The 26,493-nt window shown below is 33.9% G+C and carries 29 protein-coding genes, 2 tRNA genes and 1 other annotated feature; of the genes, 15 read left to right on the forward strand and 16 right to left on the reverse strand.

Translation table 11 applies throughout. From position 1 onward, the window contains the following. The first annotated feature begins 50 nt into the window (after positions 1 to 50). The 5 genes from B9O19_RS05290 to dtd all read left to right on the forward strand — a co-directional run bounded on the left by B9O19_RS05290 (position 51) and on the right by dtd (position 6,244). Positions 51 to 1,268: a glucose-1-phosphate adenylyltransferase gene (locus B9O19_RS05290; RefSeq protein ID WP_102365432.1), complete on the forward strand. Its 1,218-nt coding sequence runs from the start codon at positions 51 to 53 to the stop codon at positions 1,266 to 1,268. 49 nt (positions 1,269 to 1,317) lie between these two features. After that, positions 1,318 to 2,451, forward strand: coding sequence for a glucose-1-phosphate adenylyltransferase subunit GlgD (glgD, locus tag B9O19_RS05295; protein WP_102365433.1), 1,134 nt, complete (start codon positions 1,318 to 1,320; stop codon positions 2,449 to 2,451). Positions 2,452 to 2,522: 71 nt separating this feature from the next. Then, complete coding sequence (glgA, locus tag B9O19_RS05300) at positions 2,523 to 3,956, forward strand: glycogen synthase GlgA (protein WP_102365434.1); 1,434 nt, start codon at positions 2,523 to 2,525, stop codon at positions 3,954 to 3,956. A gap of 1,494 nt (positions 3,957 to 5,450) precedes the next feature. Continuing rightward, entirely contained in the window at positions 5,451 to 5,777 is a 327-nt protein-coding gene (locus B9O19_RS05305; protein WP_102365435.1) for a cupin domain-containing protein, read from the forward strand. Positions 5,778 to 5,794: 17 nt separating this feature from the next. Further along, positions 5,795 to 6,244 (forward strand): D-aminoacyl-tRNA deacylase, encoded by a 450-nt coding sequence (gene dtd / locus B9O19_RS05310; RefSeq protein ID WP_102365436.1) that lies wholly within the window; start codon positions 5,795 to 5,797, stop codon positions 6,242 to 6,244. A gap of 476 nt (positions 6,245 to 6,720) precedes the next feature. Here dtd and rplL read toward each other — a convergent pair whose 3' ends face one another. From rplL to rpmG, 7 genes are all read right to left on the reverse strand, one after another. Continuing rightward, on the reverse strand, positions 6,721 to 7,092 hold the full coding sequence (gene rplL, locus B9O19_RS05315; protein ID WP_330400573.1) for a 50S ribosomal protein L7/L12: 372 nt from the start codon (positions 7,090 to 7,092) through the stop codon (positions 6,721 to 6,723). Between the two features lie 56 nt (positions 7,093 to 7,148). Continuing rightward, positions 7,149 to 7,727 (reverse strand): 50S ribosomal protein L10, encoded by a 579-nt coding sequence (gene rplJ / locus B9O19_RS05320; protein WP_245863028.1) that lies wholly within the window; start codon positions 7,725 to 7,727, stop codon positions 7,149 to 7,151. An 11-nt stretch (positions 7,728 to 7,738) separates the two neighbouring features. Next, positions 7,739 to 7,858 (reverse strand) — a sequence feature (ribosomal protein L10 leader region). 67 nt (positions 7,859 to 7,925) lie between these two features. Next, the gene (rplA, locus tag B9O19_RS05325; RefSeq protein ID WP_102365438.1) at positions 7,926 to 8,621 is read right to left on the reverse strand and encodes a 50S ribosomal protein L1; all 696 of its coding nucleotides are present in this window, start codon (positions 8,619 to 8,621) and stop codon (positions 7,926 to 7,928) included. Between the two features lie 79 nt (positions 8,622 to 8,700). Then, positions 8,701 to 9,126 carry a 50S ribosomal protein L11 gene (gene rplK, locus B9O19_RS05330; RefSeq protein ID WP_102365439.1) on the reverse strand — a complete coding sequence of 142 codons (426 nt, stop codon included), beginning with the start codon at positions 9,124 to 9,126 and terminating at the stop codon, positions 8,701 to 8,703. Between the two features lie 111 nt (positions 9,127 to 9,237). Then, entirely contained in the window at positions 9,238 to 9,765 is a 528-nt protein-coding gene (nusG, locus tag B9O19_RS05335) for a transcription termination/antitermination protein NusG (protein ID WP_102365440.1), read from the reverse strand. A 15-nt stretch (positions 9,766 to 9,780) separates the two neighbouring features. Next, positions 9,781 to 9,990 carry a preprotein translocase subunit SecE gene (gene secE / locus B9O19_RS05340; protein WP_102365441.1) on the reverse strand — a complete coding sequence of 70 codons (210 nt, stop codon included), beginning with the start codon at positions 9,988 to 9,990 and terminating at the stop codon, positions 9,781 to 9,783. A gap of 16 nt (positions 9,991 to 10,006) precedes the next feature. Then, positions 10,007 to 10,156 carry a 50S ribosomal protein L33 gene (rpmG, locus tag B9O19_RS05345; RefSeq protein ID WP_102365442.1) on the reverse strand — a complete coding sequence of 50 codons (150 nt, stop codon included), beginning with the start codon at positions 10,154 to 10,156 and terminating at the stop codon, positions 10,007 to 10,009. A gap of 205 nt (positions 10,157 to 10,361) precedes the next feature. On the opposite strand from rpmG, the gene B9O19_RS05350 reads away from it, so the two are divergent. Beyond that, a complete protein-coding gene (locus B9O19_RS05350) occupies positions 10,362 to 11,405 on the forward strand; it encodes a YkvI family membrane protein (RefSeq protein ID WP_102365443.1) in 1,044 nt (347 codons plus the stop codon). Positions 11,406 to 11,715: 310 nt separating this feature from the next. Here the strand turns inward: B9O19_RS05350 and B9O19_RS05355 are convergent, their stop codons facing one another. From B9O19_RS05355 to B9O19_RS05370, 4 genes are all read right to left on the reverse strand, one after another. Beyond that, positions 11,716 to 12,636, reverse strand: coding sequence for a SufB/SufD family protein (locus B9O19_RS05355; protein ID WP_245863030.1), 921 nt, complete (start codon positions 12,634 to 12,636; stop codon positions 11,716 to 11,718). Then, entirely contained in the window at positions 12,629 to 13,360 is a 732-nt protein-coding gene (locus tag B9O19_RS05360; RefSeq protein ID WP_102365445.1) for an ABC transporter ATP-binding protein, read from the reverse strand. Before B9O19_RS05360 ends, B9O19_RS05355 begins: the two co-directional genes overlap by 8 nt. Positions 13,361 to 13,438: 78 nt before the next feature. Next, the gene (locus B9O19_RS05365) at positions 13,439 to 14,734 is read right to left on the reverse strand and encodes a cytochrome c biogenesis protein/redoxin (RefSeq protein ID WP_102365446.1); all 1,296 of its coding nucleotides are present in this window, start codon (positions 14,732 to 14,734) and stop codon (positions 13,439 to 13,441) included. A 113-nt stretch (positions 14,735 to 14,847) separates the two neighbouring features. Further along, positions 14,848 to 15,258 (reverse strand): RrF2 family transcriptional regulator, encoded by a 411-nt coding sequence (locus B9O19_RS05370; protein ID WP_102365447.1) that lies wholly within the window; start codon positions 15,256 to 15,258, stop codon positions 14,848 to 14,850. Between the two features lie 340 nt (positions 15,259 to 15,598). Here B9O19_RS05370 and B9O19_RS05375 point away from each other — a divergent pair, with 340 nt between their 5' ends. From B9O19_RS05375 to B9O19_RS05385, 3 genes are all read left to right on the forward strand, one after another. Beyond that, complete coding sequence (locus B9O19_RS05375) at positions 15,599 to 16,453, forward strand: tyrosine-type recombinase/integrase (RefSeq protein WP_102365448.1); 855 nt, start codon at positions 15,599 to 15,601, stop codon at positions 16,451 to 16,453. Between the two features lie 326 nt (positions 16,454 to 16,779). Beyond that, positions 16,780 to 17,259 (forward strand): hypothetical protein, encoded by a 480-nt coding sequence (locus tag B9O19_RS05380; RefSeq protein WP_102365449.1) that lies wholly within the window; start codon positions 16,780 to 16,782, stop codon positions 17,257 to 17,259. A gap of 629 nt (positions 17,260 to 17,888) precedes the next feature. Continuing rightward, positions 17,889 to 18,113 (forward strand): hypothetical protein, encoded by a 225-nt coding sequence (locus tag B9O19_RS05385; protein ID WP_154058627.1) that lies wholly within the window; start codon positions 17,889 to 17,891, stop codon positions 18,111 to 18,113. Between the two features lie 81 nt (positions 18,114 to 18,194). Here the strand turns inward: B9O19_RS05385 and B9O19_RS05390 are convergent. The 5 genes from B9O19_RS05390 to B9O19_RS05410 all read right to left on the reverse strand — a co-directional run bounded on the left by B9O19_RS05390 (position 18,195) and on the right by B9O19_RS05410 (position 20,812). Then, positions 18,195 to 18,271 (reverse strand) — tRNA-Met (locus tag B9O19_RS05390). A 16-nt stretch (positions 18,272 to 18,287) separates the two neighbouring features. After that, positions 18,288 to 18,376 (reverse strand) — tRNA-Leu (locus B9O19_RS05395). Positions 18,377 to 18,584: 208 nt separating this feature from the next. Further along, on the reverse strand, positions 18,585 to 19,355 hold the full coding sequence (locus B9O19_RS05400) for a basic amino acid ABC transporter substrate-binding protein (RefSeq protein ID WP_102365451.1): 771 nt from the start codon (positions 19,353 to 19,355) through the stop codon (positions 18,585 to 18,587). 33 nt (positions 19,356 to 19,388) lie between these two features. After that, positions 19,389 to 20,111: an amino acid ABC transporter ATP-binding protein gene (locus B9O19_RS05405; protein WP_102365452.1), complete on the reverse strand. Its 723-nt coding sequence runs from the start codon at positions 20,109 to 20,111 to the stop codon at positions 19,389 to 19,391. Positions 20,112 to 20,125: 14 nt separating this feature from the next. Next, complete coding sequence (locus B9O19_RS05410) at positions 20,126 to 20,812, reverse strand: amino acid ABC transporter permease (RefSeq protein WP_102365453.1); 687 nt, start codon at positions 20,810 to 20,812, stop codon at positions 20,126 to 20,128. 271 nt (positions 20,813 to 21,083) lie between these two features. Here B9O19_RS05410 and rsmA point away from each other — a divergent pair, with 271 nt between their 5' ends. The 6 genes from rsmA to serS all read left to right on the forward strand — a co-directional run bounded on the left by rsmA (position 21,084) and on the right by serS (position 26,404). Beyond that, a complete protein-coding gene (gene rsmA, locus B9O19_RS05415) occupies positions 21,084 to 21,950 on the forward strand; it encodes a 16S rRNA (adenine(1518)-N(6)/adenine(1519)-N(6))-dimethyltransferase RsmA (RefSeq protein ID WP_102365454.1) in 867 nt (288 codons plus the stop codon). A 6-nt stretch (positions 21,951 to 21,956) separates the two neighbouring features. After that, positions 21,957 to 22,544 carry an XTP/dITP diphosphatase gene (locus B9O19_RS05420; RefSeq protein ID WP_102365455.1) on the forward strand — a complete coding sequence of 196 codons (588 nt, stop codon included), beginning with the start codon at positions 21,957 to 21,959 and terminating at the stop codon, positions 22,542 to 22,544. A 138-nt stretch (positions 22,545 to 22,682) separates the two neighbouring features. Then, positions 22,683 to 23,450, forward strand: coding sequence for a ParA family protein (locus tag B9O19_RS05425; protein WP_102365456.1), 768 nt, complete (start codon positions 22,683 to 22,685; stop codon positions 23,448 to 23,450). Between the two features lie 44 nt (positions 23,451 to 23,494). Further along, positions 23,495 to 24,409, forward strand: coding sequence for a ParB/RepB/Spo0J family partition protein (locus tag B9O19_RS05430; protein WP_102365457.1), 915 nt, complete (start codon positions 23,495 to 23,497; stop codon positions 24,407 to 24,409). A 169-nt stretch (positions 24,410 to 24,578) separates the two neighbouring features. Continuing rightward, positions 24,579 to 25,106, forward strand: coding sequence for a hypothetical protein (locus B9O19_RS05435; RefSeq protein ID WP_102365458.1), 528 nt, complete (start codon positions 24,579 to 24,581; stop codon positions 25,104 to 25,106). Between the two features lie 23 nt (positions 25,107 to 25,129). Continuing rightward, the gene (gene serS, locus B9O19_RS05440; protein ID WP_102365459.1) at positions 25,130 to 26,404 is read left to right on the forward strand and encodes a serine--tRNA ligase; all 1,275 of its coding nucleotides are present in this window, start codon (positions 25,130 to 25,132) and stop codon (positions 26,402 to 26,404) included. The last annotated feature ends 89 nt before the right edge of the window (positions 26,405 to 26,493 follow it).

Raw genomic sequence — 26,493 nt, forward strand, 5'->3', positions numbered from 1 at the left:
TTATTCTTGGAAGTAAAGCGAACGTTAATTGTAAAATAGGAGGAGATAAAATGAGGTTAAAAGAATGTGTTGCTATGATTCTTGCCGGCGGACAGGGAAGCCGGCTCGGAATACTCACTCAAAATGTAGCAAAACCCGCAGTACCATTTGGCGGTAAATATAGAATTATTGATTTTCCGCTCAGTAACTGTTCTCATTCGGGTATTGACACAGTGGGAGTTCTGACGCAGTATCAGCCCCTTGAGCTGAACACATATATTGCAAATGGACAGCCTTGGGATTTGGACCGTACTAACGGAGGTGTTTTTGTTCTTCCTCCATACACATCCGCAGAAAAGGGCGAATGGTATAAAGGAACAGCAAACGCAATATATCAAAATTTAGGGTTTATGGAACAGTTTAATCCTAAATATGTTATTATTTTGTCGGGTGACCATATCTATAAAATGGATTATAATAAAATGCTGTCGGTGCACAAAAAGGCAAATGCTGACGCAACCATAGCAGTTATTGAAGTTCCATGGGATGAAGCTCCCAGATTTGGTATCATGAACACAAGCGACGATATGCAGATAGTTGAATTTGAGGAAAAACCAAAAGAGCCTAAAAGCAATTTGGCTTCTATGGGAGTTTATTGTTTCTCTTGGGATGTTCTTAAGAAATATTTAACAGAGGATGAAAACGACCCCGAATCAGAAAACGATTTTGGAAAAAATATTATTCCTGCTATGCTTAATGACGGACTAAAGCTTATGGCTCACAGATTTGACGGATACTGGAAAGACGTTGGAACCATACAGAGCCTATGGGAAGCTAATATGGAACTTTTAGATGACCAGCCGGGTTGTGATTTGGATGATGATACATGGAAAATATTCAGCAGAAATCCTGTAAAGCCCCCTCAATATGTGGGCGAAAACGGTTCTCTTAAGAATAGCTATACTACGGAGGGCTGTGAAATTTACGGCCGGGTTGAACATTCCATTTTGTTTGAAGGCGTAACTATCGGAGACGGGGCTGTTATTAAAGACTCTATTATCCTTCCGGGCGCGGCTGTTAAACCGGGCGCTGTTGTGAATAAATCAATTATTGGTTCAGACGCCGTAATAGGTGAAGAAGCCACAATAGGAAGCACTGCCGATAACGCAAACAAATCATTTTATAATACTAAAATATGCAGCGATGACATTACATTGATAGGACCAGGCATAGAGATAGGAGACAAGATTGAAATCGGCGTATGCTCAATGGTTACAGAAAATGTATAATCCGTGCATGAAGAAAAGTAGAAATAGAAATTTAGTAGAGGTGATATAGATGAAAAACGATATGCTGGGCGTTATATTTTCTGAAAACCCGGAAGCCAGTATGGGCGAACTCACAAGTCTTAGAGCTCTTGCCGCTGTTCCGGTTGGAGGGAGATACAGAATTATAGATTTCATATTATCAAATATGGTAAATTCGGGAATAATAAAAGTGGGGATTACAACTCCTGTTAATTATCAGTCGCTTACCGACCATTTAGGCACCGGAAAAGCGTGGGATATGGACAGAAAGGACGACGGTCTCTACATACTGCCGCCGAAAGACACCGGTGAGTCAGGTATTGAAACACACGGCGGTGTGGATATATTACATGGTATTTCTTCATTTTTAGCTAAAAGTAACCAGGAATATATTCTTGTTTCTGATTGTAATACAATCTGTAATATAGACTTCGACATGGTTCTTGAAGAACATTTAAAAAATGAAGCTGATTTTACACTGGTTTATACAAAAGCTAAACATTTGAGCGCTAAAGATGTAAAAAAACATATTTTGCTCGATATCAATGATGAAAAAATTGTTACTGACATGCACGTTTATCCAAGCAAACAAAAGACAGACTGTTCATATATGCATATGTTTATAACCAGACGCGAATTGCTTATGGATATGGTAGAATATGCAGTCACACACGGAAGACATACAATTTCCAAAGACATATTGCTTACGGCTGTTTCCAAAGGTTTAAAAGTTTCTACATATGAGTTCAGCGGCTATAAAAAGAAGATTGACAGTATACAATCCTATTACTGTTTTAATCTGGACCTTCTTAAAAAGGATATACGAGATGAATTGTTTGGTCTAAACACAAACAATCCTATCTTTACAAAAATAAAAGACACCGTTCCAACTAAATATTCTAAATCCGCAGAAATAACGAACTCATTTATAGCGGATGGATGTAAGATAGAAGGAACGGTTAAGAACAGTATTTTGTTCCGCGGTGTTCACGTCGCAAAAGGCGCCACTGTTGAAAACTGCATTCTTATGCAGAACTCTGAGATAATGGAAAACTGTCTCCTGGAAAACGTCATATTTGACAAGGGTGTAATCCTGAGAAGCGGTAAGAAACTTGTGGGTCAAGATACATATCCAATGGTAATCGGTAAAGAAATTATAGTGTAATTATTAACTCACTTTTTTTATAAACGGTTAATGTTACTGAAGAAAAGCTTAGTGAAAGGATGTGTTTTCAAATGAGTAAAATATTTATGGTTTCATCAGAAGTTTCCCCGTTTGCAAAGACAGGCGGCTTAGGAGATGTTGTTGGTTCCCTGCCGTCAGCACTCGGAAAGCTGGGAGATGATATCAGGGTTGTAATGCCCAAATACGGCTGTATTCCTCATGAATATCTGGAACAAATGGAGTTTAAGTTTTTTATATATATACCGCTCGGATGGAGAAGAAAATACTGCGGAGTATTTGAGCTTGAAAAAGACGGCGTTATATATTACTTTATCGACAACGAATATTATTTCGGCGACCCTTATCTATACAAGTGGAACGACCTCGAAAGATTTGCATTTTTTGACAAAGCAGCGCTGGAAATATTAAAACATCTTGACTGGAAGCCTGATATCATACACTGCCATGACTGGCAGACCGGTATGGTGCCTGTTCTGCTTAACGCATATTATAATAAAGACACGTTTTATCAGGGAATAAAAACTGTATTTACTATTCATAACCTGCGCTATCAGGGAATTTACTCTATTGACATCGTTTCGGATTTCTTCTCACTTAACCGTGACTTTTTTACAGCTGATAAATTGGAGTTTCATGGCTGTGCGAATTTACTAAAAGGCGGTATAGTTTATTCCGACTATATCACTACTGTAAGTCCGACATATGCGTCAGAAATACAAACCCCGATGGGCGGCGAAAAGCTTGACGGATTATTATCTGCAAGATCACAGTCTTTGTATGGTATTTTAAACGGTATAGATTACAATGTTTATAATCCTAAAACGGACAAATATATATTTGAGAATTATGATGCAAGAAACGTTGTAAATAAAAAAAGAGAAAACAAGATGAAGCTGCAGCAACAGCTTGGATTGACCGTAGACGGCGAAAAAGTAATGATTGGTATCATATCAAGGCTTGTTGACCAAAAAGGTTTTGATATAATAGCAGAGGCAATGGGCGAGCTAATGAATATGGATATTCAGTTGGTTGTTGTGGGAACCGGAGAAGCAAAGTATGAAAATCTGTTTAGACATAATGCGTGGTGCAATTCACAAAAAATGTCTGCTAATATAATGTTCAGCAATGAGCTGGCACACAAAGTATATGCTTCATGCGATATATTCCTAATGCCGTCAATGTTTGAGCCTTGCGGTCTCAGTCAAATGATTTCACTTGCATATGGAACAATTCCTGTAGTTCGTGAAACCGGGGGATTGAAGGATTCAATTATGCCGTATAATGAATTCACCGGAGAGGGAAACGGATTTAGTTTCTATCCGTATACTGCTCATGATATGATGTATACATTAAGATATGCCATTAAAATTTTCAGTGATAAAAAAGCCTGGACCGATTTAATTAAAAATGCTATGAGACAAGATTTTTCATGGAACGAATCGGCAAAGAAATATCAGGATATGTATAATAGGCTGCTAGGTTAATTTTTGATTTAAAATCTATTTTAAGCCCGTAAGAATCAATTTATTCTTACGGGCTTAGTATTATATAAAAATATAATATAAAATTTATTATAATAATGTTTTAATATATTAGTCTAAATTATTAAAAATTATAAATTTATTTTTTTCTAATTGTTTTTTGAAAATAATAAAATATAATTATTAATATGTTTAATAATTAAACAGCTACCTTACATTAAATAAAATTTCTTTTATTGTATATAACCTTTATATTAACATATTTTTATAACTTTATCTAAATTAATTCTGTTATCCATGACTGCGCACCTAACGAGGCGTCTGCCGCCGCCCTGCCGATGTTTGCTGAAAATTATCTTATTTTTTTATAGTTCTCAATTTTAATTATATCATTTTTTCTTTTTACTCCTATCCATTTAAAATGGAGCTAGTAATTTTCACTAGAAAACAGTCTCATATATTTATTATTTATTGATTATGATTTTACCTAAATAATTCTGTTATCCATGACTGCGCACCTAACGAGGCGTCTGCCGCCGCCCTACCGATGTTTGCTGAAAATTATCTTATTTTTTATAGTTCTCAGTTTTAATTATATCATTTTTTTTTTTACTACTATCCATTTAAAACGGAGCTGATAATTTTCGCTAGAAATCGAAATCACTCTTATATATTTTTTCTTATCGTTTATGATTTTACCTAATAATTCTGTTATCCATGACTGCGCACCTAACGAGGCGTCTGCTGCCGCCCTGCCGATGTTTGCTGAAAATTATCTTATTTTTTATAGTTTTCCTTTTTAATTATATTATTTTTTTTATTACTATTCATTTAAAACAGAGCTGCTAATGTTCGCTAGAAATCACTCTTATATATTTTTTCTTATCGTTTATAATTTTACCTAATAATTTTACTATCCATGACTGCGCACCTAACGAGGCGTCTGTCGCCGCCCTGCCGATGTTTGCTAAAAAAACTTTATTATTATTTTTATAATTATTAATTTGTTTATATTAGATGTTTAATTACATAAATAATATTTAATAATTATAGGTGTATAACCAAAATTGTTACTAAATATAATTAATTAGTAAAAATAAAATGTTTTTAGTAAACATCGGCAGGGCGGCGGCAGACGCCTCGTTAGGTGCGCAGTCATGGATAACAGAATTATAAGGTAAAATCATAATCAATAAATAATAAATATATTAAGATTATATCAGCAAATATCGGTAAAGCACCGATAGGTACCTCTTTAGGTGCTCAGTCTCAGAAAACAGAAATAGCTTATGTAAAACCATAATAAATTAATTTCAAAGATATTAAAATTGTTTTCAGCAAACATCGGAAGAGCTCCGATAGGTACCTCTTTAAGTGCGTAGTCTCAAAAAGCAGAAAATAATGTATATAAACTTTAATAATCTACAACATTAATTAAAGCTCTAATTTAATATATTTACAAATTGACAAAAAAAGTATAAAATATAATCTATTAATATGAGAGGATTTGGTAGTATAGAAAATTTATTTGACCGGCCAACATATAAGTTTGAAAATGAAATAGTTAATACTCTATTAAACAGTACAAACATTAGAATAGAAAAAATAATATCAGACGGCCATACAACCGGGTGGTATGACCAAGATCAGGATGAGTTTGTTTGTCTTCTTACCGGATATGCAGAATTAGAAATATTGAGCGATGATGGAGATTTAAATATTCTTAAACTATCTCCGGGTGATAATATTCTTATAAAGAAACATACAAAACATAGAGTAATTAAAACCACAAAATGCAATTGGCTTTGTATATTTTTTAATTAACAGAAGGAGCAAATAAAATGAAAATAGTTTTACAACGGGTATCAAAAGCTAGTGTATCCGTAGAAGATAAGATAACAGGCAAGATAGAAAACGGATATTTGGCGCTTTTGGGAATTTCTGATAACGACGATAAAGAAAAAGCTGAAAAAGCAGTTGATAAAATATCAAAGCTGAGAATATTTCCGGATAGTAATGGTAAAACAAATTTATCATCAATAGAGATAGATGGGGAACTGCTTGTTGTTTCACAATTTACATTATACGCTGACTGCAAAAAGGGTAACAGACCAAGTTTTATAAACGCAGGTTCACCATCTCATGCCGAAAAAATATATAATTATTTTATTGAATATGCAAAACAGAAATTTAAGAAAGTTGAATCCGGAATTTTTGGAGCCGACATGAAGGTAGAATTAATTAATGATGGTCCATTTACTCTAATTTTGGAAGATGGAAACGGATTATAAAATAATATGTTTCTATATAATATAACTTAATAATTATTGTATGACATTTATTTCTCTATAATAATATAAGTTTTTATTAAATAATAATTTAAATGATGGTATATACATTATGAATTTTAAGTAGCAATTATTAAAAATAAAGTTAGTTTACTTATTATAGTATGGACAAATGATAAAAATCCAGTTGATACATCTGGTAAACAAATTAAGAATAAAACTAAAATATAAGTTATAAAAATGTAGAAAATTATTTTAAATCAAAATTCAAGCAGGTGAAATATGAATAGCAAATTATCATGTAATTGAGATTCTGATATAAATGTTTTTTTATTAAATGATATATTTTCGACCCTTAACCTTTTTACTATTACTATGATTTCTTCTAAAAGTTTTGTTAATAAATTTTTTTATACCATAACTCATCAAACAAAAACCGCTGTGATTAATTTCACAGCGGTATAAACTTAATTTTTTAATTATTTAAGTTCGATTTGTGCTCCAACTTCTTCGAGCTTTGTCTTCATTTCTTCAGCTTCATCCTTAGATACAGCTTCCTTAATTGTCTTAGGAGCTCCGTCAACTAAAGCCTTTGCGTCAGCAAGACCAAGACCTGTAATCTCACGAACAACCTTAATAACCTTTATCTTCTGGGCGCCTGCTCCAGCAAGAACTACGTCAAACTCTGACTTTTCTTCTGCTCCGCCTTCAGCAGCTCCGGCAGCACCTGCAACCATAACAGGAGCAGCAGCGCTAACGCCGAATTCTTCTTCTAAAGCCTTTACCAAATCGTTTACTTCCATTAATGTAAGTTCTTTTATTTCATCAAGAATTTTTGTTATATCTGCCATTTTATTTTCCTCCATTATCTAAATTTAATAGCTTATTTTATACAAATTAATATTTACTACTCTGCGGCAGGTGTTTCTGCCGCTTCTGCAGCAGGAGCCTCTTCAGCAGGTGCTGCTGTTTCTTCTGCTTTTCCGCCCGGTACAGCTTCTTCTGTAACGATAGCCTGCAATGTACGAGCAAGTTTGCTGATAGGTGACTGCAATGAACCCATCATCTTTGAAATGAGAACTTCCTTTGATGGAATTGAAGCATACTGCTTAACCTCATCAATTGAAATAACTTTTCCTTCAACAAAACCGGCTTTGATTTCAAGCAAATCATTTCCCTTAGCAAAGTCACAAAGAACCTTAGCCGGAGAAATAACGTCGTCATTACTTGTAGCAATAGCTGTAGGACCTTCTAAAACGCTGTCTAAATCCTCAAGACCAACTTCTTTAGCAGCAAAACGGATAATACTGTTCTTTAAAACTGTATACTCAACGTTTGCCTCACGAAGCTTACGGCGAAGTTCTGTGTCCTGCTCAACAGTAAGACCTCTATAATCGGCCAAAACTCCGGCCTGTGCATTTTGCAGTCTCTCTGTCAGCTGTTTTACCATCGCTTTTTTATTTTCTAAAACTTTCTCACTTGGCAATTTTAAATCCTCCTTCCGTAAAAAAATCCCTCGCAGACATGCGAGGGACATAATTATACATAATCATATCATCCTCGGCAGGATTTATGGCGTCTGCCACCTGCTGTCTACGGAATATAAAAGATAATTTTACAAATTAATTATTCTGACAAGTCGATATTTTAACACAATATCTATAACTTGTCAACCTAAAATAAATTAGTTTTCAAGCTTATTTGCAGCTATTTTAACTCCTGGACCCATTGTAGAAGCAATAGTAACTGACTTCAAATAGGTACCTTTAGCAGCAGACGGTTTAGCCTTTATAATAGCTCCCATCAATACGTTAAAGTTAGCTCCCAGCTTTTCAGGTCCGAAAGAAGCTTTTCCGATAGGACAATGAATAATGTTTGCCTTATCAAGTCTATACTCAATCTTACCTGCCTTAGCCTCTTCAACAGCTTTAGCAACATCAGGAGTAACCGTACCTGCTTTTGGGTTAGGCATAAGTCCTTTAGGACCAAGAACTCTACCTATTCTACCAACAACACCCATCATATCAGGGCTTGCAATAACTACATCAAAATCAAACCAATTCTCAGACTGGATTTTCTGAGCCAGTTCTTCAGCACCGACATAATCAGCTCCGGCTGCCTTTGCAGCTTCAGCCTTATCGTCACGTGCAAACACGAGAACTCTAACTTTTTTACCGGTACCATTAGGAAGTACAACAGCACCTCTAACCTGCTGATCAGCATGTCTTGAATCAACACCGAGCTTAACATGAAGCTCAATTGTCTCATCAAACTTAGCCGTTGCGGTTTTACAAACAACGCTTAAAGCTTCCTGAGGGTCATAAAGTTTACCCTTTTCAACAAGCTTAGCGGCTTCTTGATACTTTTTGCCTTTCTTCATTCTATATCCTCCTATTGTGGTTCAGCAGAATAATAATATTCCTCCCACCAAACTTATCCGTCTTATTCGGAACTAATAATTACTCTTCAACAGTGATTCCCATAGAACGAGCTGTTCCGGCAATCATTGACATAGCGGCTTCAACAGAAGCGGCGTTAAGATCCTGCATCTTCTTCTCAGCAATATCTTTAAGATCTGCTTTTTTAAGTTCTGCAACCTTTGTTTTGTTCGGAACGCCAGACGCCTTATCAAGACCGCAGGCCTTCTTAATTAAAACCGGTGCCGGCGGAGTTTTAGTAATAAATGTGAATGATCTATCCTGATATACTGTTATAACAACAGGGATAATCATGCCAGCGTCATTTTTTGTTTTCTCATTAAACTGCTTTGTAAAATCCATAATATTTACACCGTGCTGTCCAAGTGCAGGACCAACCGGCGGTGCAGGAGTAGCTTTTCCTGCAGGAATCTGCAATTTAATATAACCTGTAACTTTCTGTGCCATTGTGATTTACACCTCCTTGTACACATGCGTGGTATTATCGGGACTAGGCCCCTCCCACAGACCGATTAATTTCGGTATATATAAACGGAATAATCCGTGTGGGTAACAAATTTATGCTATTGATTCTATTTGGTTAAACTCAAGTTCAACATCCGTATCTCTTCCAAACATTGAAACAGTTGCTTTAACCTTCTTCTTATCAAGATTTATCTCAGTGATTACACCCAAAAATCCTTCAAGAGCTCCATATTTTACTCTAATATTGTCGCCAACGTTATAGTCAAATTTTATCACTGTATGCTCAAGTCCCATACTCTCAACCTCTTCCTGTGTGAGAGCTACCGGTTTAGATCCGGGTCCTACAAATCCAGTAACACCGCGGCAGTTTCTAACCACATACCAGCTGTCATCATTCATAATCATCTTAATCATAACATAGCTGGGAAATACTTTACGTTCTGAGACTTTCTTTTTGTTATCTTTTATTTCGATAACCTCTTCCATAGGAACGCGGACTTCCTGGATAACATCTTCCATTCCTCTGTTCTCTACGGTCTTTAAAATATCGTCCATAACTTTATTCTCATAACCGGAATATGTATGGGCAACATACCATTTCGCTTTATTTTTGTCTGACATAAAAAATCACCTTTGCTATCTACTAATGATAAGTGACATACCCCAAGTAAAGAGAGCGTCAAGTCCCCAAATAACTATACCAACTATAACAACATAGAGCATAACAATAAGAGTATTCTGTCTAACTTTTGCAAATGTAGGCCAGATAACCTTTTTCATTTCAGACTTAACTTCTTTAAAGTATTTTGCAACTCTATTGAAGAAACTCGGTTTGGTTTGTTCCATTTCTCTACACCTCTAATTATTTCGTTTCTTTATGGACAGTGTGTTTTCTACAAAATCTGCAGTATTTTTTAAGCTCAAGTCTGTCAGGGCAGTTCTGCTTATTCTTTGTAGTATCGTAATTTCTTTGCTTACATTCGGTACAAGCTAATGTAATCTTTGTTTGCATAATTATCACCTCAAATTCCTAACACAAATAAAGCCTCTTTCACGAGGCAAATACAATAATAACACAAATTTCTACGCTTGTCAATAATATTTTTTAAAAAAATTCCCATATTTATTCATATAAAAGCATGTCCACTATATATAGTTATATTATAAAAGCTCATACAAAATATATTGATTTTAACTTTATACAAAGTGGTGATAATATGAATTGTCTTAAAATTATTTTTGTTTATATAGGCCTTATAATTGGAGCCGGATTTGCTTCCGGCAGAGAAATTTGTGAATATTTCAACTTTTGTTCAAATACTGACTATACAGGTGTATGTATAGCGTCCATTTTATTTATATTTGTTTGTTACGCTATATTAAAAAAGTCAATGAAGTATGAACTCTATACTATATCAGACTATGTAAAACATACTTTGAGTTTCTCTAAGATACTTCAAAAGTTCTTTCTTGTATTAATATTTTTCGACTTGACATGCGGTCTTATTGTCATGCTTTCATCATGCGGAGAAATATTTACAAACGTTTTTGGTATCCCAAAACTTGCAGGGGCTGTTATCCTGTCTGCACTTTGTTTTATAGTTTTTATTTTTGACATTAAAGGTATTGCGGCAATAAATATTATTTTAGTTCCTATTATCACGGTAACTATACTTTTTATATCAATTTTCTCAATACTGTCTAAAATATACTCCCCAACATTTTTTTTAACAGACTTTTTATCAGGTTCAGGCAGAAATATGATTTTTCTTGCTGTGTGCTATGTAAGCTATAATACCCTGACAGCGGCTTCTGTACTGTCACCGCTGACAAAAGAGGTAAAAGACAGAAAAACAATACTTATAAGTTCAGCAATAGCAGGTTCTATAATCGGTCTGCTTATATTCTTGGTTTGGTTTGCTATCGGTATGAATTTCAGCACTGTTTGGTATGAAAGCTTTCCTCTGCAAAAACTTGCAGGTTTAATAGACAAAAATTTCGAAAGTATCTACTCAATCTGTCTGATGATGTCTATCTTTACCACCGCTGTATCAGAAGGATATGGAATATTATCTTATTTTAACATAATAACTCTAAAAAGAAGAATAATAATATCCATATTACTTTTTGTAATAATCCTGCCGTTTTCTATGATAAACTTTGCATATTTAGTAAAACACCTTTACTATATCCTAGGTTCCCTTGGAATGCTGTGGATGTTAGTTGTATTAATTGACTATTTAAGAGATTTAAAACACTAGATTTAAATTAAATAAAATATTACATAAATATAATCAAAGTTATACACATTTGTAATATTTGTAATATGTTGGTAAAATGTGTGTAACATTAAACCCACTTTTTTGTGGTATAAAATGTTAATATTTCAATTCGTTTACAAACACTTTATCAACATGTTAAAATTAAGTTACAGCGTTTATAAAAATAAGTTATCTACATTTCTCACCGTACCAACAACAGCATCTTCAACTATAAATATATATATTATATATTATTATAAAGACCATACTAAAATCATTATAAAAATAACAATAATAGTATGGTCGTTTATTATTCACCTATAAAACCTTGAATTATCTTCTGTTCAGCTTCTTCTTCCGTTAATCCTAAAGTTCTGAGTTTAAGTAATTGTTCTCCCGCTATCTTTCCAATTGCCGCTTCATGAATTAATTCAGAATCACAGTTATTTGCCGTCAGTCTCGGTGAAGCTGTAACTGTACCATTATCAACAAGTATAGCGTCACATTCAGTATGTCCTTTAGATATATTATTGCCAATTATATTAGAAATATAACTCTGTTTTGAATTTCCTTTTGCTACAGAACGTGAAACTACGTCAGCAGCTGAATTTTTCCCGTTCAGAGATACTGTAAAATCAGTATCAGCTGTTTCATCACCGTCAGTCATGATTCTTTCACGGATTATCAGTTTTGCATCTTCACCCAGGCTTGCTGTAGTCTTACGGGTAGTTTTATCCACTCCTCCTATTTGAATTGTATCCATAGTTAATGAAGAACCCTTTTTTAATTCACATTCGGTTACAGGGTCTATTTTCTTAGCTCCTGTACCTTTTCCGGTTCCAATATGTTTTTCCTGATATAAAACTTTTGCATTTTCCTCAAGAATAAACTTGTGTATACCATTATGTCTTGCGTCTTCTTCTGTATCAGTATGAACTCCGCATCCGGCAACTATAGTGACATCAGCATTTTTCCCTACATAAAAATCATTATAAACTAAGTCGTCAAAGTTTCCGTGCGTTACGCAGGCGGGTATATAAACTGTTTCATCTTTTGTATTTTCAGCGATTTTTATTATAAGACCGGGAGCATCTTTTTTGGATTCAATCTGAATATTTTTACTTGATTGTCTTCCTGCACACTCACCGTTTTCTCTGATATTGAACGCGCCTTTAAATTCACCTGTAAAGTCTGAAACAATTTTTAAAAGTTCATCAGTAATTTTATTCACTATACACTTCCTCCTTTCCTTCAGGACAGTGCTGTCCATATTCATTTTCCAGCAATATTGGCATTATCTCATCTTTTTGACCGCTTGTTCTGACAAGTCCGTCGGCAATAACTATAATTTCATCTGCTATTTCCAAAATTCTTTCCTGGTGTGAAATTATTATCTGCGTGCCTTTATGTTTTGATTTTAGTTCTTCAAAAACTTTTATAAGTCCGGTGAAGCTCCATAAATCTATACCTGCCTCAGGCTCGTCAAAAATAGTCAGCTTAGTTTTTCTTGCCAGTACGCTGGCTATCTCAATTCTTTTTATCTCTCCTCCTGAAAGTGAAGAATTAATTTCCCTGTCTATATAATCATAAGTACAAAGCCCTACTTTTCCTAAAAGTTCACAGAGCTCATCTATTGACAAATCTTTTCCTGAAGCGAGTTCAAGCAGATTTTTGACCGTTATGCCTTTAAACCTGACAGGCTGCTGCAGAGCATAGCTTATTCCGGCTTTTGCACGTTCAGTTATATCATAGTCGGAAATATCTGTATTATCTAAAAATATTTTTCCTGAAGTCGGCTTTTCTATTCCGGCAATAATTTTTGCCAGCGTTGTTTTTCCGCCGCCGTTCGGTCCGGTTATAACTATCAGCTTGCCATCAGGTATATCAAGATTTATATCTTTAATTATTTGAGTTCCGTTTTCTAGGGTCCAATTTATATTTTGTAGTTTTAACATTTTATCACTTCCATATATTGTTATATTATGGTGAATTATATCATATCAAAGATATATTGTAAAGTTTATGAATTTTATTTATTGCATTGCTTTACTTATAGCATCTTTTATATTATCAGCCGACATAGCGCCGGGTATATATCCAAAAACGCTTCCGTCCCTATTGATTATAAAAGTTGTAGGAAGACTCATGATACTGTACGATTTAAAAACATCTCCTGTTTTATCTATGAGAACCGGGAAAGTTAAGTTATACTCATCAAGAAACTCTTGAATTTCTTCCTGACTGACATCTGAATTATTAGGGTATTTTTCTGAACGCGGATTTGCCGCGCCTAATATAATAACGTCTTGACTGTTTTCTCCATATTCATAATATAATTTTTCTATATCAGGCATTTCTTCTTTACAATATCCGCACCATGTGGCCCAAAAATTTATAAATACTACTTTTCCTTTATAATCGGACAGTTTGTGAGTTTGCCCATATTGATCAGTTAATTCAAAGTCAGGAGCCAGTGAGGTATTCTTTTTAGGTTTTTTTGTAGGAGCAGGAGTTATTTCAGGATTTGGTGTTTGGTAGGTTATATTATTTTCAGCAGAATTATTATTTTCGGTTTGTTTCTCTGAGCTGCTTGTATTTGTGACAGATGCTATATAACTGTTAATACCGTTCATGAATCCTGTTATTGTCATTATTCCCATTAAAATTAACAAAACGGCTCCTATTTTAACGGTATATTTTACTATGTTCTGATGTCTTTTAAACAAATCAAGTACAGTGCCGGTAAAAAGACCGACAAGCAGGAATGGTATAATAAATCCTAACGTATATACACCTATTAGTAAAAAGCCGATAAGTTTTGAATCGGAAGCCGATACCATTAATAATACGCTGCTGAGTACAGGACCTATACACGGCGTCCATGCGAAACTGAAAGTGAAACCTAAAACAAACGCGGTCAGCGGGTTCATGGCAAACTTTCCGATATTAAAGGGCAGGCGGTGTTCTGATTCTATAATATTACGGCGTTTAAATATTCCAAATTGGTATAATCCGAATATTATCATTATTAATCCGCTTATTATCATAAAAACATATTTATATTTATTAAAAAACTGACCCAGCATAGAAAAACTAAAGCCCAGCAGAAAAAAGGTAAAACTTATTCCTAATACAAAACATATAGTATTAATAAATATTTTTTTTCTGGGATAAATTATTTTTCCATCGCTGTCGGTGTATTTGCTTCCTCCTGCCAAATAACTTATGTAAAGTGGTATTAGCGGAAGTGTGCACGGAGAGAAAAAACTTATAATACCTTGAAAAAATACAGTTATAATTGAAATTCCCTGCTCTAATGAAAATGGCATAAATTCACCTCTTATTATAATTTTTAAAGTTAATTTATTAAATTAGCATAACATTTTATATTGTTATCTTAGTTATAATTAATTATACTTAAATGGACTAACATACCGTGTTTTTATTTAAATATTTTGCTGTCAATTGTTTTTATTGTTGTTTTATCCAGATAGTCTTTACATGAATAATTTAAGTTTTCAACAATGTCGTCCATAATTCCGGCCATACCTGAGGCTATTAAACAATCCATATCATCATCGCCGCTGTGCCAATTAAGACAGACAGTTTTTTCATTTATAGCGTCGAGTATTTGACCTAGAGATATATTTTCTTTTTTGTCTGATAAAATATAACCCCCGTCAAGGCCTTCCTGAGACTTTACAAGACCTTTTTTCTTAAGCATTGACATAACTTTTCGGACGCGCGTAGGATTAGTGCAGATATTTTCAGCTAATTTTTCACTTGATACAGTTTCACCTTTATGGTTTAGATAGACTAATGCGTGAACAGCTACACAGAAATTTCCCGTCATTTCGTTACTCCTATTCATTATTTATAAACTGTGACTTTTTGAAATACAATTATACTGTGACTATAACATATACAGTTAGTGTTGTCAATAGTACTTTTAAAAAATTTCATAATTTAATAAAAAATTTTTATGTTTTGAATTAAGTTGTATAAGAACAGTATGTTTTGTATTTCAAATTAAATAATTGTTTTTTTTATATTAGTTTTTTTAAAAATTATCAAATTTTAAGTTTAGTTTTTTGACAAAATAAAAATTTTAGTATGAAATTGACTTCATAATAGATCTTTAGTATGTATTTCAATCATTTTAGATAAAATAAGTATTTAAGGAGGTAAAAAATATGATAACTGCTGAGGAAAGAATAATAAGGTCAGAAAAAATTAAAGAATATGAAGTTTATTTAATGGAACAAGAAAAAAGCTTGTCAACAATAAGAAAGTATATACAAGATATAAAAAGAATGTATAAATATTTTGAAGAAAAAGAATTGAGTAAGATACTGCTTATTGAATGGAAAAAGCTATTGGCAGAAAGTTATTCCGCTTCAAGCGTTAATACAATATTAGCTGCTGCTAACGGTTTTTTAGAATATAACGGTTGGGTCGATTTAAAAATAAAACCGTTAAAGATTCAGAAAAATATATTTTGCGATGAGAAAAAAGAATTATCTAAAAACGAATATTTTAGATTAATTAAGACTGCTGAAAAATTAAATAATAAAAGACTATCTCTTATTATACAAACTATATGTGCTACAGGAATTAGGGTCTCTGAGTTAAGTTATATAACTGTTGAAGCCGTTTATAAAGGTAAAGCAGAAATTAACAATAAAGGAAAAAGAAGAATAATATTTATTCCTGTAAAACTTTGTAAAATTTTAAAAATATATATAAAAAGACAAAGCATTTCAAAGGGATGTATCTTTATAACAAAGAGCGGAAAACCAATAGACCGGTCAAATATATGGAGAGAGATGAAAAATTTATGTGAAGAGTCAGGAGTAAAATCAGAAAAGGTTTTTCCACATAATCTCAGGCATCTTTTTGCAAAAATATATTATTCAGAAGAAAAGGATTTATCAAGGTTAGCCGACATTTTAGGACATACAAATATAAATACAACGCGGATATATACCATGGAAAGTGGTTCGGTTCATCTAAGACAGCTTGATAAGATGAACTTAGTTATCACATAATTTTGATTATGTTGTATCTATTTAAATAATTGAATAACTATGTGACTAATTTCAATATTATTATAACATAATTGTTTATTTGATTACAAGTTAATAATATAAAATTTTACATATTTTTTAAAATAGACAACATAAATAAGCAGAATGAATATATATTTTTATTCCGCTTGTTTGTTATGCAAAAATTTATTAAATTGTATCTAAATTATTATTTATAAAAAATAATAATAATTTTTGTTATAAAAAATAATACTTTATGGCAAGTTATTACAACATAATCAAAATTATGTAGTTATATTATTTAAAAGTATAAAGGGATGGATATTATGAATTTTGAAGAGAAAAAAGATTTAGAGGTTAATAAACTTGAAATAAAAGAAAATTTGTTTGATATGCAAAAACTTATTCTGCGACTTAAAAATCTTATAAAAATTATATCTGAAGAACAAAAAAATTTTTATAAAATAGAAGTTTCTTCAAAGATTAATGACTTTTATATAGGGAATGAAAAAGAACTGGAACATGTGCTTATTAAATTTTTTGTAGGAGCTGTAAAATATTTAAAAGAAGCGGAATATCTTGTTTTTAGTATTGGTGTAAATAAGTTTACAACTAATAAAGATGAAATCTATTTTATAATAAAAGGTATAGAAACAAGTAATAAAAATAAGAATTACAATAAAAATTATGAATGGTTAAATTCTATAAAAGATTCTTTAAAAAAATTAGATGGTAATGTTAATATAAAACAAGGACTTAACAGTGGATATACTTTTATGCTAAGCATACCATTAAAAAATAAATAATTTTATAATTAAATAAATTTGGTGCGGTTTTTTAAAACTCAATCAATAGTAATCAGCAAATTATTTGCTTAATCTATTAAAGAGACTTTAGTTCGGAAGGTCTATTCCAAATAATTGTGCCATTTTCATTAGAAATTTTTTCAGGAATATTTTTTAATGTTATTTCTATACAGTTATTATATATTTTAACAGAGTTATCGTTTCCTTTATGCAATATCTTAACTTCGTGAACGACGGCAGCATACTCACCAATGTAATCATCATCTTCAGGCTCAGTATCAGTCTCAAATATACCTGTAAAAGATCTGCATTTGACTTTAAGTCCATTATCCTATTCGATAATCTGTTTAAAATAATGTTTAAATATAGGTAATAATTTATTATATTGTTTATTTTTCATATATAACTCTCCTTTTTATTTTTTTTAATTTCATCATTCATTTTGGCATTGCTGGTACAATATGTGCATTACCTTTATTGTCATAGTGGATTGTTTTTTAAGTAATTTAACTATTAAGTTTGTTTTATATATAAAAAATCATATTTATCTAATATATTTAAGGACATGGTTCAATAAGCCTTCAAGCAGCATAATTATATTATGGGCAAAGGAGGTGTTAAAATTGATTATGCGGGCTATAGTAATAGGCGTACAAAATGACCGTTTGTTTGTATTAGACATAGAAAACCGTCAGAGAGTTGTTGTGATAACGCGCAGAGCACGCCGGTTTAGACCTGGAAATTTTGTTCGGATTGAATTTGACGGTATTATGACAAACAGTATGCCGCCGCAGATATATGCTCAGAGAATATCCTTAATTTCATGGAATAATATCTGGTGTGATTTTTGTTAATATAAAATAAAATGTTTTTATTTTGAATTAATTTGGCAACATATAAAAAACGCTTACCTTTGTTGGTAAGCGTGTTCTTAGTGGTTGCGGGGGCCGGATTTGAACCAACGACCTTCGGGTTATGAGCCCGACGAGCTACCAGACTGCTCCACCCCGCGATATATTGTTACTGTGTGGTGCCGGAGACCGGAATCGAACCGGTACGGGAATTACTTCCCACGGGATTTTAAGTCCCGGGCGTCTGCCAGTTCCGCCACTCCGGCGTGACTACTTACACAGCTTTTAAATTATATCACTGTTAAATCATATTGTCAAGTGTTTTTTTAATTTATTTATATTTTATAAGTAAATATTTTTAAATAAATAAAATGCACTGTTCAACTTTTATATTTTTGCCAAAATAAATTATTTTATACTACAAACCAAGATGTCTGCGGCAAGCCGCGACATCTTGGTCTGATATTAGCTGTTTTATTCCTGATTGTATTTCTTTGAAAGCTCGTCAATCTTTCCGCTTTCTTTCATTTCAGCCAAAACTTTGTTGATTTGGTCTAGAAGCTCTTTATTATCTTTCCTTACAGCTATTGCATATTCTTCTGTTTCAAAAACCTCAGGGTCTTCAACAAATTTGAGACCTTCTTTTTGTGCCAGGGCAACTCCTGTAGCTTTGTCGATTACAACAGCATCAAGCTTACCGTTTTTAACGTCTTGAACTATATCAATTCCTCTGTTTGCTCTTGTTATTTTACTGTCGTCGATTGCAAGATCTTCTGTTACTATGCTGTCGCCTGTGTACCCGAGAACAACGCCGACTGTTTTGTTATTCTTTAAATCTTCTGCACTGTTTATATCAGTGTTGTCAGCTTTGGTAATAATAACCTGTGAAGCTGTGTAATATGTATCTGAAAAATCAACGCTCTGCTGTCTTTCTTCTGTGATTGTCATTCCTGCTACAGCCATATCCACTTTGCCTGATTTTACTGCGGCAATCAGACCGTCGAATTCCATATCCTCAACTTGAAGCTCTTTGTTCATGCTGCCGGCAATTTCCTTGCCTATACATATATCAATACCGTCATAATTTCCGACTACTCCATTAGTTGTTGTAAATTCAAACGGCGGGAAAGCGGCGTTTGTGCCAAGCGTTAATTTGTCATCTTTGCTTCCGCAGCCAGACAGAACCCCCATTGTCATTACTGCTGCTGCAGCTATTGCAGCTGCTCTTTTAAAAAATTGTTTCATTCTTCTTCCTCCTAATTTATATTTTATAATTATTTACAAAATTTTGCCCAAGAAATCCTTAGTGCGCTGATTCTGCGGATTCCCAAATAATTTTTCCGGGCTTCCTTCCTCCACTACCATTCCGTCGTCCATAAATAATACTCTGGAGGCAACTTCACGCGCAAACCCCATTTCATGAGTTACTACTACCATAGTCATTCCTGCATTAGCTAAATTTTTCATTACCTCTAAAACCTCTCCTACCATTTCCGGGTCAAGAGCCGAGGTTGGCTCATCAAAAAGCATTATATCCGGTTCCATTGCAAGAGCTCTTGCTATGGCTATTCTCTGTTTCTGTCCTCCTGACAGCTGACCCGGATATGAATCCGCTTTATCAGAAAGACCGACAATATTTAATAATTCTATAGCCTTTTTATTTGCATCAGAGGCATTTTTTTTCTTAACTTTTATTGGAGCTAAAGTTATATTTTCAATTACACTGAGATGCGGAAAAAGATTGAAATGCTGAAAAACCATTCCCATTTTTTCACGCAGTTTATTAACATTGGTTTTGGGGGCTGTTATGCTTTCACCCTCAATAAGTATTTCGCCTTCCGTTGGAGTTTCCAAAAGGTTCAGGCACCGAAGAAAAGTAGATTTGCCTGACCCGGACGGGCCAATAAGCACTATCTTTTCACCTTTGCGTACATGCTGATCAATACCTTTTAAAACTTTCAAATCACCGAAACTTTTTTTTAGACCGCTTACTTTTATCAATCTGCAGCCCTCCTCTATCGTATATCGGATTTTCTCAATTTATTTTCAAATGCTTTTAGCAATGTGCTCACTATTTTAATAACTACATAGTAAATAAGTGCAATTGAAAGCATAGGCACTACATAATCATAGGTTAAACTCTGTACTTTTCTGGCGGCGCCTACGAGGTCTATATTGGCTATCATACCGATAACAGCAGTCTCTTTTATAAGTACAATAAATTCATTTCCCAGCGCAGGAAGTATATTTTTGACCGCCTGAGGTATTATTATGTAAGTCATTGTTTGGCGCTGCGTTAGTCCCAGCGACCTGCCGGCCTCAGTCTGTCCCTGGTCGATAGATAGGATTCCTCCTCTTACTATTTCAGCAATATAAGCGCCGCTGTTAATACCGAATGCAATAACACCGACCATCCATCTGTCAATATTGACATTAGCAAAAATTATGAAGTAAATTATCAGGAGCTGAACCATTGTTGGAGTTCCGCGGATAATATCAATATATAAACCAGAGATACCGCGGAATAATTTATTTTTTGATAATCTGCCGAAGGCCATTACAACACCAATGACCAGACCTACCAAAACAGCAAAAAATGAAATTAAAAGCGTGTAGCCAAGACCGCTCAAAAACCATTGCCACCGGTTATCCAATACAAATGTTGAATACAAAGAATTTCCGAGCTCAGTAATAAAGTTCATTTTATATCTTCCCCCTCCCTGTTTAAACTCTTATATTTAATTATGATAGCAAACTTTTCCCAAAATAGCAATAATAAATTTGAATAATAATCAAAATTTAAGTATTTTTATTATTTTATGTAATAAATCTTTGATTCACGTGTTCGTTTATATGACTTAAACAGAGTTTGGAATTGCATATTTAATATATATATGTTATAATTATTAAATTAAACTCGAAAATTTATTTTCTAAAATAAAATAAAAATTTTAAATAATATTGAGGTATTATATGAAGCTATCCGGAAAATCTGAACTGATGTCAGTTCTCAATAAATATAATTTTTCTTTTTCAAAAAGTTTGGGACAGAACTTTTTAATTGATCAGAATATTTTAAACAAAATTGTCAGCGGTTCAGGTATTAATGAGAATACAAATGTACTGGAAGTGGGACCGGGAGCAGGAACTCTTACAAGAGAACTTTGTTTAAAAGCAAAGAAAGTTACAGCGGTTGAAATAGATAAAGCTCTTATCCCAATTTTAAATGATGTAATGTCCGATTTTGATAATTTTAATCTCATTAACAGTGATATTTTGGAGCTGAATATTAATGAGTTGATAAAAGATGAATTCGGCAATGAAAGCTTTACTGTAGTTGCAAATCTGCCTTATTATATAACAACTCCAATTATTATGAATTTTCTTGAAAGTGAACTTCCTGTCAATTCAATGACTCTAATGATACAAAAAGAAGTTGCAGCCCGTATTCTTGCCGAGCCCGGAACAAAGGATTACGGGGCTCTTTCGGTTGCTGTTCAGTTCTATGCTAAGCCCGGAGTAATCTGCTCGGCTTCGCCTCATTGTTTTACACCTCAGCCAAAGGTGACATCGACTGTTGTCAATCTTAAATTATATGATAAGCCGAAATATGATGTGAAAAATAAGGAACAATTTTTTAAAATTGTAAAATCTATTTTTTCACAGCGCAGAAAAACACTGGTAAACTCGTTATCAGGCAGCCCATATTTAGATCTTAGCAAAGATAAAATAATCGACGTTTTAAAACAAATGGAATTGAATGAGAAAGTACGCGGTGAAAAACTAAATATAGAACAAATAACTGAACTATCGAATATAATTTATGAAACACAGGAGTAATATAAAATGAAAAAATATGTTTTAGCAAGCAAAAACAAGCATAAAGCGGATGAAATAAAAGAAATATTAGGTGAAAATTTTGAAATTCAGACTATGGATGAGGCCGGAATAGGAAATTTAGAAATTATTGAGGACGGTAGTACTTTTGAAGAAAATGCTGAAAAGAAGGCTATTGAGGTGTTTAAAGCCACAGGTTTGCCCACTATCGCGGATGACAGCGGGTTATGTGTTGATGCGCTGTCAGGGAAACCAGGAATTTTTACGGCTCGTTTTGCCGGAGAAAATGCGACAGATGATGAAAATATAGATAAATTGCTGCTTGAAATGTCAGAAGTTAATGAGGAAAACAGGACTGCAAAATTTGTCTGCGTTATAGCGGTAATTGATAAAAATATATCAGAAAATACACAGTTTTTCCGCGGTGAATGCAATGGGTATATAACTAAAAAAAGAGCAGGAACAAGCGGGTTTGGTTACGATCCGATATTTTATTATCCTGAAAAACAGTGCACATTGTCAGAACTTGGTTCAAATGAAAAAAATAAAATTAGTCATAGGTACAAAGCTCTGAAAAAATTTGCAGAATCTATATGAAAATGATATAAAATGTTTCATATGAAACAAAATAAATAAAAATTCGCCATATATCTATATAAATTTTAATTTTACGCTATTGAAAATATAACCAGGTGTGTTATAATAAAGTGACAGTGAAGAAGGATGGTACATATTATGGGAAAAATTATTGCGGTAGCAAATCAAAAAGGCGGAGTTGGGAAGACGACTACTGCTATAAATCTTAGCGCATGTTTAGGATTAAAAAGAAAAAAAGTCTTGCTGATTGATACTGACCCACAGGCAAACGCTACAAGCGGGGTTGGTATAAAACCTGAGGACGCTGAATATTCGAGCTATGATTTTATAGTAAATGATACACCTATTGAAGACGTTATAATAGAGACAGAATATACAAATATGTGGATATGCCCGGGAGATATGAATTTGGCCGGTGCAGACCTTGATTTGGCTGAACAGGATAATCGTGAGTATAAGTTGAAAAAAGCACTTGAAAGTGTAAAGGAAAAATATGATTTTATTATTATTGACTGTCCGCCGTCGCTCAGTCTGATAACTTTAAATGCTTTTACCGCCTGTGATAGTGTGATTATGCCAATTCAGTGCGAATATTATGCGCTTGAAGGATTATCACAGCTTACTAAGACAATTAAGCGTGTTAAGAAAAGTCTTAATAAGGATTTAAGTATTGAAGGAGTTCTTTTAACTATGTTTGACAGCAGGACAAATCTGTCAGTTCAGGTAGTGGAAGAGGTGAAAAAATATTTTTCTTCAACTGTATTCAATACTGTTATACCCAGGAATGTGAGACTGTCTGAGGCGCCCAGTTACGGTATGCCTGTTATCGCTTATGATAAAAATTCAAAAGGAGCTGAGTGCTACAAAAAATTGGCTGCCGAAGTAATTAAAAAAAATAAGAAATAATGAATTGTTTAACGTGAAACAAAATATTATAAGGATGTGAGCAGATGGCTTCAAAATCTAAAAAGGGGCTTGGGAGAGGACTTGGAGCGCTTTTTGATGACAGTAAGTCGGAGAAGAGCAGCGAAGGGTTTGATTTTTTATCCGATCTATCCGATACAGAAATCGCAGACAGCGATAGTATAAAAATGATAAAAGTTCGTGATATAGAGCCAAATAAAAATCAGCCGAGAAAAACGTTTGATAAAGAAAAATTGGAAATACTGAGCAGTTCTATAGCCACTCACGGTATAGTACAGCCAATTTTAGTTAAGCCAAATATAAACGGAACTTATATGATAGTAGCCGGTGAAAGGCGCTGGAGAGCTGCAAAATTAGCAAAAATAAAAGAGGTTCCGTGTGTCATACGTCAATTGGACGAGCCGGCTGTAATGGAAATTGCATTGATAGAAAATCTGCAGCGTGAGGATTTAAATCCGATTGAGGAAGCGGAGGGCTACAGACGTTTGATGGAGACTTGTGAACTTACGCAGGAAGAGGTAGCGGAGAAAGTGGGAAGAAGCAGAAGTGCGGTCGCTAACTCTCTCAGACTGAATAATTTATCAGAAAGAGTAAAGCAAATGGTGATTGATGGGAAACTATCACAGGGGCATGCAAGAGCACTTTTATCTATAACTGATGATAATGAACAGTTTGAATTAGCCAAATTTATAATAGAAAAGGGTTTGAATGTAAGACAGGTTGAAAAACTTGTGTCTGATACTTCAGAAAATAAAAAGAAACCAAAAACTAAACAAGTAACCGGAATGATGAAAAAATATTTTTCTGAGGTAGAAAATGACCTGGGTTCCAGATTGGGCACTAAAGTTAAAATTAGTGAAGGTGCAAATAAGGGAAAAATAGAAATAGAGTATTATTCTAAGGACGATTTGGAAAGAATATTATTTGAACTAAAAAAGTAGTTATATATGAAATATAGTAGATTTACTTTAAAAACCGACTTAAAAATTTATACCTAATTTGTAAATTTGAATAATGTCCTAAGTAATTATATTAAAAGAAGGCAAAATTGATTCTGGACATGTTTTTAGCTGTTATATAAGCAATTGGTTTTTGAGAGGAGGAATGACATTGGAAAAAGAGAATAAATTAAAGGAAGATGTTATAAAATCTGAAAGTTCTAAAAGTGAGAAGGTTATAAAGTCTGAAAAGAATACTAACCCAAAAAAGAAGAGTAATATTGCAACATATGCAGTTGTTATGATAATTTGTGTTATTATTATTATTTTAATAGCAGCTATGGCTGATAACCGCGAAGAAGAAATAGGAAATAGGGTTATGGAAACTGAACAGACAAACGCAAGCTTCGAAAATGAACTTGTAAATTTGCGTGAAGAAAACTATAAGCTGAAAAAAGAGCAGGAAAAAAATGTTTCCAAGATGGAGGAAGAGACAAAGTATAAAGCAGTGCTTGAGGTAATGAGCAATATTTGGACAAAAATAAATATGGGAGATACGGAAGGCGCAAAACAGGATATTATTTCTTTGGATTCTTCATCATTTGATGATATTCAAAGGGGATACTATGAGGCTTTGTGTAAAATTTTAAGTATTGACAGCACTACAAAGCAGCCTATAACAGAAAATAACGCTCAGTAATAATGTAAAGATGGAGGATAAAAATGTTAGATATTAAGTTAATAAGAACAGAAACCGATAGGATCAAAAAGGCTTTGGCACGAAGAAAAGAAGAGGTGGACATAGATGGATTGCTGGAGCTTGATAATAAGCGCCGCGAGTTATTATTTGACGTGGAACAAAAAAAGGCTCAGCAGAATGTAGTATCTAAACAGATACCACAGTTCAAAAAAGAGGGAAAGGATACAACCGAAATTTTTGCCCAAATGAAAGAATTATCGGATAGTATCAAGGCAGACGATGAAAAAGTTCGTGAGCTGGACGAAAAAATTCAGACAATAATGTATACAATCCCTAATATTCCTAATGAGACTGTTCCTGACGGAGACACCGATGAGGACAATGTTGAAATCAGAAAGTTTATGGAGCCGACGAAGTTTGATTTTGAGCCAAAAGCTCACTGGGATATAGGCAAGGATTTAGGTATTCTCGATCCGGAGAGCGCGGCAAAGATTACCGGTGCAAGGTTCCATATCTATAAAAAGGGCGGAGCGAGACTTGAAAGAGCTATTATGAATTACTATCTTGATACACATACAAGCCGCGGATATGATGAGATATTTCCTCCTTTTATGGTTCACAGAAACAGTATGCTGGGAACAGGTCAGCTTCCAAAGTTTGAAGAGGACGCATTCAAAGTTGCTGATACCGACTATTTCTTAGTACCGACAGCCGAGGTTCCGGTGACAAATATGCACAGGGATGAGATATTAAACGGCGATGACCTGCCCCTTAAATACTGCGCATATACAGCTTGCTTCAGAGCAGAGGCAGGAAGCGCGGGACGGGATACAAGAGGTCTGATAAGACAGCATCAGTTTAATAAGGTGGAGTTAGTTAAGTTCACAAAACCCGAGGATTCATATAAGGAACTGGAGGAGCTGACAGCCGAGGCGGAGTATGTTCTTCAGGGACTTAAACTTCCTTATAGAGTAGTTAAAATATGTATAGGAGATTTGGGATTTACAGCGGCAATGAAGTACGACATAGAAGTTTGGATGCCAAGCTACGGCAGATATGTGGAGATATCTTCGTGCTCAAACTTTGAAGATTTTCAGGCGCGCCGTGCGAACATAAAGTTTAAAAACTCACCTAAAGAGAAGGCTCAGTATGTTCATACGCTTAACGGCAGCGGAGTTGCCATAGGAAGAACAACAGCCGCAATACTGGAGAATTATCAGAATGAGGACGGAACGGTTACAATACCTGAAATATTGCGTCCGTATATGGGCGGCGAGACAGTAATTAAGCCGGACTAGTAGTATAGCTGCAAAATGGGCTTAAAAAGTCATTGTTATGGAAGATTAATAAAAAACCATTGTAAAAGGCTTATCACAGCTTAAATACA

This window comes from Monoglobus pectinilyticus, assembly GCF_002874775.1.
Taxonomy (GTDB): domain Bacteria; phylum Bacillota; class Clostridia; order Monoglobales; family Monoglobaceae; genus Monoglobus; species Monoglobus pectinilyticus.

What these genes read in the sequence shown, in the direction of transcription:
- B9O19_RS05290 (WP_102365432.1), top strand. Translation starts at nt 51, where the DNA reads ATGAGGTTAAAAGAATGTGTTGCTATGATTCTTGCCGGCGGACAGGGA.
- glgD (WP_102365433.1), top strand. Translation starts at nt 1,318, where the DNA reads ATGAAAAACGATATGCTGGGCGTTATATTTTCTGAAAACCCGGAAGCC.
- glgA (WP_102365434.1), top strand. Translation starts at nt 2,523, where the DNA reads ATGAGTAAAATATTTATGGTTTCATCAGAAGTTTCCCCGTTTGCAAAG.
- B9O19_RS05305 (WP_102365435.1), top strand. Translation starts at nt 5,451, where the DNA reads ATGAGAGGATTTGGTAGTATAGAAAATTTATTTGACCGGCCAACATAT.
- dtd (WP_102365436.1), top strand. Translation starts at nt 5,795, where the DNA reads ATGAAAATAGTTTTACAACGGGTATCAAAAGCTAGTGTATCCGTAGAA.
- rplL (WP_330400573.1), bottom strand. Translation starts at nt 7,092, where the DNA reads ATGGCAGATATAACAAAAATTCTTGATGAAATAAAAGAACTTACATTA.
- rplA (WP_102365438.1), bottom strand. Translation starts at nt 8,621, where the DNA reads ATGAAGAAAGGCAAAAAGTATCAAGAAGCCGCTAAGCTTGTTGAAAAG.
- rplK (WP_102365439.1), bottom strand. Translation starts at nt 9,126, where the DNA reads ATGGCACAGAAAGTTACAGGTTATATTAAATTGCAGATTCCTGCAGGA.
- nusG (WP_102365440.1), bottom strand. Translation starts at nt 9,765, where the DNA reads ATGTCAGACAAAAATAAAGCGAAATGGTATGTTGCCCATACATATTCC.
- secE (WP_102365441.1), bottom strand. Translation starts at nt 9,990, where the DNA reads ATGGAACAAACCAAACCGAGTTTCTTCAATAGAGTTGCAAAATACTTT.
- rpmG (WP_102365442.1), bottom strand. Translation starts at nt 10,156, where the DNA reads ATGCAAACAAAGATTACATTAGCTTGTACCGAATGTAAGCAAAGAAAT.
- B9O19_RS05350 (WP_102365443.1), top strand. Translation starts at nt 10,362, where the DNA reads ATGAATTGTCTTAAAATTATTTTTGTTTATATAGGCCTTATAATTGGA.
- B9O19_RS05360 (WP_102365445.1), bottom strand. Translation starts at nt 13,360, where the DNA reads ATGTTAAAACTACAAAATATAAATTGGACCCTAGAAAACGGAACTCAA.
- B9O19_RS05365 (WP_102365446.1), bottom strand. Translation starts at nt 14,734, where the DNA reads ATGCCATTTTCATTAGAGCAGGGAATTTCAATTATAACTGTATTTTTT.
- B9O19_RS05370 (WP_102365447.1), bottom strand. Translation starts at nt 15,258, where the DNA reads ATGACGGGAAATTTCTGTGTAGCTGTTCACGCATTAGTCTATCTAAAC.
- B9O19_RS05375 (WP_102365448.1), top strand. Translation starts at nt 15,599, where the DNA reads ATGATAACTGCTGAGGAAAGAATAATAAGGTCAGAAAAAATTAAAGAA.
- B9O19_RS05380 (WP_102365449.1), top strand. Translation starts at nt 16,780, where the DNA reads ATGAATTTTGAAGAGAAAAAAGATTTAGAGGTTAATAAACTTGAAATA.
- B9O19_RS05385 (WP_154058627.1), top strand. Translation starts at nt 17,889, where the DNA reads ATGCGGGCTATAGTAATAGGCGTACAAAATGACCGTTTGTTTGTATTA.
- B9O19_RS05400 (WP_102365451.1), bottom strand. Translation starts at nt 19,355, where the DNA reads ATGAAACAATTTTTTAAAAGAGCAGCTGCAATAGCTGCAGCAGCAGTA.
- B9O19_RS05410 (WP_102365453.1), bottom strand. Translation starts at nt 20,812, where the DNA reads ATGAACTTTATTACTGAGCTCGGAAATTCTTTGTATTCAACATTTGTA.
- rsmA (WP_102365454.1), top strand. Translation starts at nt 21,084, where the DNA reads ATGAAGCTATCCGGAAAATCTGAACTGATGTCAGTTCTCAATAAATAT.
- B9O19_RS05420 (WP_102365455.1), top strand. Translation starts at nt 21,957, where the DNA reads ATGAAAAAATATGTTTTAGCAAGCAAAAACAAGCATAAAGCGGATGAA.
- B9O19_RS05425 (WP_102365456.1), top strand. Translation starts at nt 22,683, where the DNA reads ATGGGAAAAATTATTGCGGTAGCAAATCAAAAAGGCGGAGTTGGGAAG.
- B9O19_RS05430 (WP_102365457.1), top strand. Translation starts at nt 23,495, where the DNA reads ATGGCTTCAAAATCTAAAAAGGGGCTTGGGAGAGGACTTGGAGCGCTT.
- serS (WP_102365459.1), top strand. Translation starts at nt 25,130, where the DNA reads ATGTTAGATATTAAGTTAATAAGAACAGAAACCGATAGGATCAAAAAG.